Raw genomic sequence first — 5264 nt, forward strand, 5'->3', positions numbered from 1 at the left:
CAGGCCGCGCTCTCCCGCGCGCGCTTCCTGGCCGCCGCGAGCCACGATTTGCGCCAGCCGCTGCATGCGATGGGGCTGTTCATCGACGGCCTCCTGCCGACCGCCTCGCGCGTGCAGCGGCCCGCGGTCTTGCGCCTGCAGGAAGCGACCGGATTCATGGGCGTGCTGCTCGACGACCTGCTCGAAATCTCGCGGCTCGACGCCCAAGTCCTGACGCCCGCGATCGGCGGCGTGTCGCTGGCGACGCTGTTCGACCAGCTCGAAGCGCAGCACGCCGCACCGGCGGCCGCGGCCCAGGTGCGGCTGCTGTGGCGCGACCACGGCCTGGCGGTGCGAAGCGATGCCGCGCTGCTGCTGCGCATCGTCGGCAACTTGGTCAGCAACGCCGTGCGCCACACACCGCGCGAGGGCACGGTGCTGGTGGTGGCGCGCCGCCGCGGCGACGCGGTGCGCATCGAGGTGCGCGACAACGGTGTCGGCATCGCGCCGATCCATCAGGGACGCATCTTCGAGGAGTTCTACCAGGTCGCCAACACCGAGCGCGACCGCCGCCAGGGCTTCGGTCTGGGCCTCTCGATCTGCTCGCGGATCGCTGCGCTGCTCGGCACCCGCATCTCGGTCCGCTCGGCGCTGCAGGCCGGCAGCACCTTCGCGCTCGAGCTGCCGCTTGCCAGCCCGCGAGAAGTGATGCCGCGGGCACCGGAACCGCAGGCATCGGCGCCATTGGCCGGCCTGCACTGCCTGGTGGTGGACGACGACCCGGCGATCCTCGACGGCAGCCGCACCCTGCTCACGCAATGGGGCTGCCCGGTCGACTGCGCATCCACGCACGCCGAAGCCCTTGCGCAGCTCGGGGCGGACGGCGCGCATTTCGACGTTGTGCTGTGCGACCTGCAACTGGCGCGCGACGAAGACGGCATGGAGGTGATCGAGGCGACGCGCCGGCTGCAGCCCGATGCGCTGCCCGTGCTGGTGTCCGGCGCCACCGGGCCCGAGGCGCTGCAGCGCCTGCGCCAGGGCGGCGTGATGCTGCTCACCAAGCCGGTCGCGCCGGCCAAGTTGAGGGCCCTGCTATCGACGCGCCGAAAGAATGAAATCCAGAGCATTCCTTGATTGCTCAACTTGTAGGCTGGCGGTGACAGCCCCCGTGATGCACCGGGAACCGGCACGGCGCGAAAGCGGCCATGCCATGCCTTATTGGTAACCATTTGCGTCAACACTGAACACGCCTCGCGCGGAATGACGTTGCGACAGCCGGCCCATCGACCCGCGCTCACGGCGTGTTGGCATCGACCCAGTAGGTTTCGGAGCCCCCTCGCTCCGCACTCAGGATTCAGGCCGGCACGCCGTCCACATGGGTCCGGCCCCAGTGCCGGTGCTTCGCGATCGCGGCAACGAAGTCCTGCGCGATCCGCGCCGCCGCGGTCGTGTCGCCGAGATTGGTGACCGGCGTCGACGCCACCACCACGCCGGCCGGCGCCGCCTTGGGGTCGGAACCCACGCCGAGCGTGGCCAGCAGCTGCACGCCCTCCCCCACGGCGCAGATCGCCTTGCAGTGCTTGTAGGCCTCGAGCACGAAGTGCACCGCGTCCCCGTTCTCAGCCAGGGTCTTGGCGCCCTGGGCACCCGCGGGCACCAGCACCGCGTCGAACATCACCGAGGACGTGTTGACGAAGGTGGCGTCGACCTCGATCTGGCGCTTGGAGGCGCTGGCGATGGTGCCGAGCCGCGGGCCGACCACCCGACAGCGCGCGCCGGCCTGCTCGATGGGCTCGCGGATCGCCTTCAGCGAAGCCGAGTCGATGCCGTCGGCGACCAGGATCGCGACCTTGCGCGTCCTGACCGAGCCGTCGCCGGAGCCGGCCATGCTGAGCGCTGGCGATTCGTCGATCGGAAGCGTGAAACGGTGGTCGCGGAATCCCGCGCGGCCTGCCGCCGCTTTCGCATCGGGTGCATGGATGCCCAGCACCTCGGCCACGCGCCGCGCGAGCTTCTCGTCCACGTGCGCCAGGTTGTCGACCATGCGCTGGCGCACTGCCGGCACCTCGACCTTCGACAGCTCGAAGCGGAAGGCGGCGATGAGGTGCTCCTTTTCGGCCGCGCTCTGGCTGTTGAAGAACAGCCGCGCCTGCGTGAAATGATCGTCGAACGACGGGCTGCGCCGCCGCAGCTTGGGCGGCTCGGTCTCTTCCGGGAAGGACTGGAAGCCGGTGCTGCCGCCGTCGACCCGGAACTCCTTGCCATCGCCCAGCGAGTTCGGCTCGTAGGCGACCTGGCCCCGTGCGATGGTCTGGCGGTGCATGCCGTCGCGCTGGAAGTTGTGGAAGGGGCAGGTCCCCTTGTTGATCGGCAACTCGTGGAAGTTGGCGCCGCCCAGCCGCGAGATCTGCGTGTCGGTGTAGGAGAACAGCCGCCCCTGCAGCAGCGGGTCGTTCGAGAAGTCGATGCCCGGCACCACGTGGCCCGGGTGGAAGGCCACCTGCTCGGTCTCGGCGAAAAAGTTGTCGGGGTTGCGGTTGAGCACCATGCGGCCGATGCGCTGCACCGGCACCATCTCCTCGGGGATCAGCTTGGTCGGGTCCAGCAGGTCGAAGCCGAAGGCGTGCTCCTTGTCCTGCGGAACCATCTGCACGCCGAGCTCCCATTCGGGGAAGTCGCCGTTCTCGATCGCCTCCCACAGGTCGCGACGATGGAAGTCGGCGTCCTGGCCGGCGATCTTCTGCGCCTCGTCCCAGGCCAGGCCGTGGACGCCGAGCCTCGGCTTCCAGTGGAACTTGACGAAGTGGCTCTCGCCGCGCGAATTGACGAAGCGGAAGGTGTGGACTCCGAAGCCCTCCATCATCCGCAGGCTGCGCGGGATCGCCCGGTCCGACATGGCCCACATCAGCATGTGGGTGGTCTCGGGCATCAGCGAAGCGAAATCCCAGAAGGTGTCGTGCGCGCTCGCCGCCTGCGGCATTTCGTTGTGAGGTTCGGGCTTGACGGCGTGGATCAAGTCAGGGAACTTCATCGCGTCCTGGATGAAGAACACAGGGATGTTGTTGCCCACCAGGTCGTAGTTGCCCTGCGGCGTATAGAACTTGACCGCGAAGCCGCGCACGTCGCGCACCGTATCGGCCGATCCCCGCGAGCCCGCCACGGTCGAGAAGCGCACGAAAACCGGCGTCTTCACCGCCGGGTCCTGCAGGAACTCGGCCGAGGTGAATTGCGACATCGACTTGTAGACCTCGAAAAAGCCGTGCGCGGCCGACCCTCTGGCATGCACCACCCGCTCCGGGATGCGTTCGTGGTCGAAATGCGTGATCTTCTCGCGCAGGATGAAATCCTCGAGCAGGGTCGGCCCGCGCGCGCCCGCCTTCAGCGAGTTGTGGTTGTCGGGGATCTGCAGGCCCTGGTTGGTGGTCAGCCGGGCCTCGATGTCGGTCGTGAAGGCGGCCAGTTGCGCCTCCTTGGCGTGGCTGCCGTCACTGCCGTCACCCGGCCTGGGGCGACGGCCCGCGGCCGCCTTGATCGGTTGCGTCATCTGGATTCCCTTGGATCAAATTGAAAGGCGAAGAAAGACAAGACGGCGCAGCCGCAGCGCCGCTCGCAGGATCTCGCCGGAGCCTGTCGCCGACGCCTGAAGAGCTTAGGCCGGCGCCGTGCCGCGGGCCGTAGTGGCCGCGCGCTGGCCGCTGTCGGCGCACCGAGCCATGCACGGTAGGACCACGCCGACGGGTGTTCCGCAAGCGCCTACGCCGCCTCGCGCGCTCGCCCACGCCGCAGCGCCAGCCGCTTCGATAGGATGGGACGCACGCGGGCGGTGGCATCAAGCATGCTTTGCCTGCATTCCCCCCCTCCTCCAAGGCCAGCCCCATGCTCATCAAAATCGGTTTCGACATCGAACTCGGGGTCACGGCGCCGACCGCGCTGATCTACATGCTGGCGCTGCACCCTTCGCGCGCGGGCGACCTCCAGGGCCCGGAGAACCTCACGATCAGCCCGCCGCTGCGCACCGACCACCACACCGACAGCTTCGGCAACCACTGCGCCCGCGTGGCGGTGCCCCTGGGCGTGAGCCGGGTGAGACTGCGCAACGAGGCGGTGGTGTTCGATCCGGGCTTGCCCGACCCGGTCGCCCACGGCGCGATGGAGCACGCACCGGCCGACCTGCCGGTGGGCACGTTGCAGTTCCTGCTGCCGAGCCGCTACTGCGAGGTCGACAGCGAACTGCTGCAGTTCGCCTGGAGCCGGTTCGGCGGTGTTCCCCCCGGCTGGGATCGCGTTCAGGCCATCTGCGACTTCGTGCACCAGCACCTGCGCTTCGACTACCAGTGCGCTCGCGCCACCCGCACCGCGCTGGAGGCCTACCGGGAGCGCGTCGGCGTCTGCCGCGACTTCACGCACCTGGCGATCACGCTGTGCCGCTGCATGAACATCCCGGCCCGCTACGTGACCGGCTACCTGGGCGACATCGGCATCGCCCCGGTGCCCTATCCGATGGATTTCAGCGCCTGGTTCGAGGTCTACCTCGGCGAGCGGTGGCACACCTTCGACGCCCGGCACAACATCCCGCGCATCGGCCGCGTCGTGATCGCGCGCGGCCGCGATGCGGCCGATGTGCCGATCACGATGGTGTTCGGCGTCAACACGCTGGAGCGCTTCGAGGTGACGACCGACGAGGTGTTCGCGGTCTCGGCCTGACCGACGGCACGGCGCTGCACGCCGATCAGCGGCAGATCGCCGTCCCCGCCGGTCGCCAGGTCTTTCCATCCTGGCCCTGGTAGCGCAGCGCTACGAGCGAGCCCTGGACTTCCCACTTGCCGACGCCGGGAGCGATCACTCATGACCACCTCCCGGGCCCCCACCTGAGCTGAGCTTCAGTGGGCGGCGCGCGCCTGGGCCGAAGGGCGCGCTCAACCCCCTCCGCAATGTGAAAAATCTCACGAAGGCTCGTGGGATGGGCCTTGGCCGCTATTCAAACCATAGCGTTCGCGCAGTTTCGTAACCGTTTGTGTGAACTCCTTCCTTAGGTAACTAGTACCTTCGTCCTAAATTCGAAAGTACTCAATTCCTGCTTCGGCGGGGCGTTTGCAACCTCGGAAAGAACACTATGAACTGCGTTTTCAGGATCATCTGGAATGCGTCGAAAGGCCTTTGGGCCGTGGCATCGGAGCTGGCAACGGGCGTCGGCAAGTCGACGGCAAGCGGCACGTCCCGGTCCGATTCGCAACTCGAAATGCCTGGGTTCGCACGGGCCAAGGGGCTGCAGGCCTGTGTGGCCG

At 68.1% G+C, this 5264-nt stretch carries 4 protein-coding genes; 3 read left to right on the plus strand and 1 reads right to left on the minus strand.

Annotated elements, in window-relative coordinates:
- On the plus strand, nt 1–1113 hold a 1113-nt coding region (locus AC1D2K_RS29225; protein WP_478093243.1), incomplete at its 5' end, for a sensor histidine kinase.
- Nucleotides 1114–1333: 220 nt separating this feature from the next.
- Here AC1D2K_RS29225 and AC1D2K_RS29230 read toward each other — a convergent pair.
- Nucleotides 1334–3523, minus strand: a complete 2190-nt coding sequence (locus tag AC1D2K_RS29230; RefSeq protein ID WP_478093245.1) for a catalase — start codon at nt 3521–3523, stop codon at nt 1334–1336.
- Nucleotides 3524–3855: 332 nt separating this feature from the next.
- Between AC1D2K_RS29230 and AC1D2K_RS29235 the strand changes: the two genes are divergently transcribed.
- Together AC1D2K_RS29235 and AC1D2K_RS29240 are read left to right on the plus strand one after the other, a co-directional pair.
- Nucleotides 3856–4683, plus strand: a complete 828-nt coding sequence (locus tag AC1D2K_RS29235; protein WP_478093247.1) for a transglutaminase-like domain-containing protein — start codon at nt 3856–3858, stop codon at nt 4681–4683.
- A 409-nt stretch (nt 4684–5092) separates the two neighbouring features.
- A partial coding sequence (locus AC1D2K_RS29240) for an ESPR domain-containing protein (RefSeq protein WP_478093249.1) occupies nt 5093–5264 on the plus strand: 172 nt, incomplete at its 3' end.

The sequence above is a fragment of the Variovorax sp. P1_H12_2 genome (genome assembly GCF_056405335.1).

What these genes read in the sequence shown, in the direction of transcription:
- AC1D2K_RS29235 (WP_478093247.1), top strand. Translation starts at nt 3,856, where the DNA reads ATGCTCATCAAAATCGGTTTCGACATCGAACTCGGGGTCACGGCGCCG.
- AC1D2K_RS29230 (WP_478093245.1), bottom strand. Translation starts at nt 3,523, where the DNA reads ATGACGCAACCGATCAAGGCGGCCGCGGGCCGTCGCCCCAGGCCGGGT.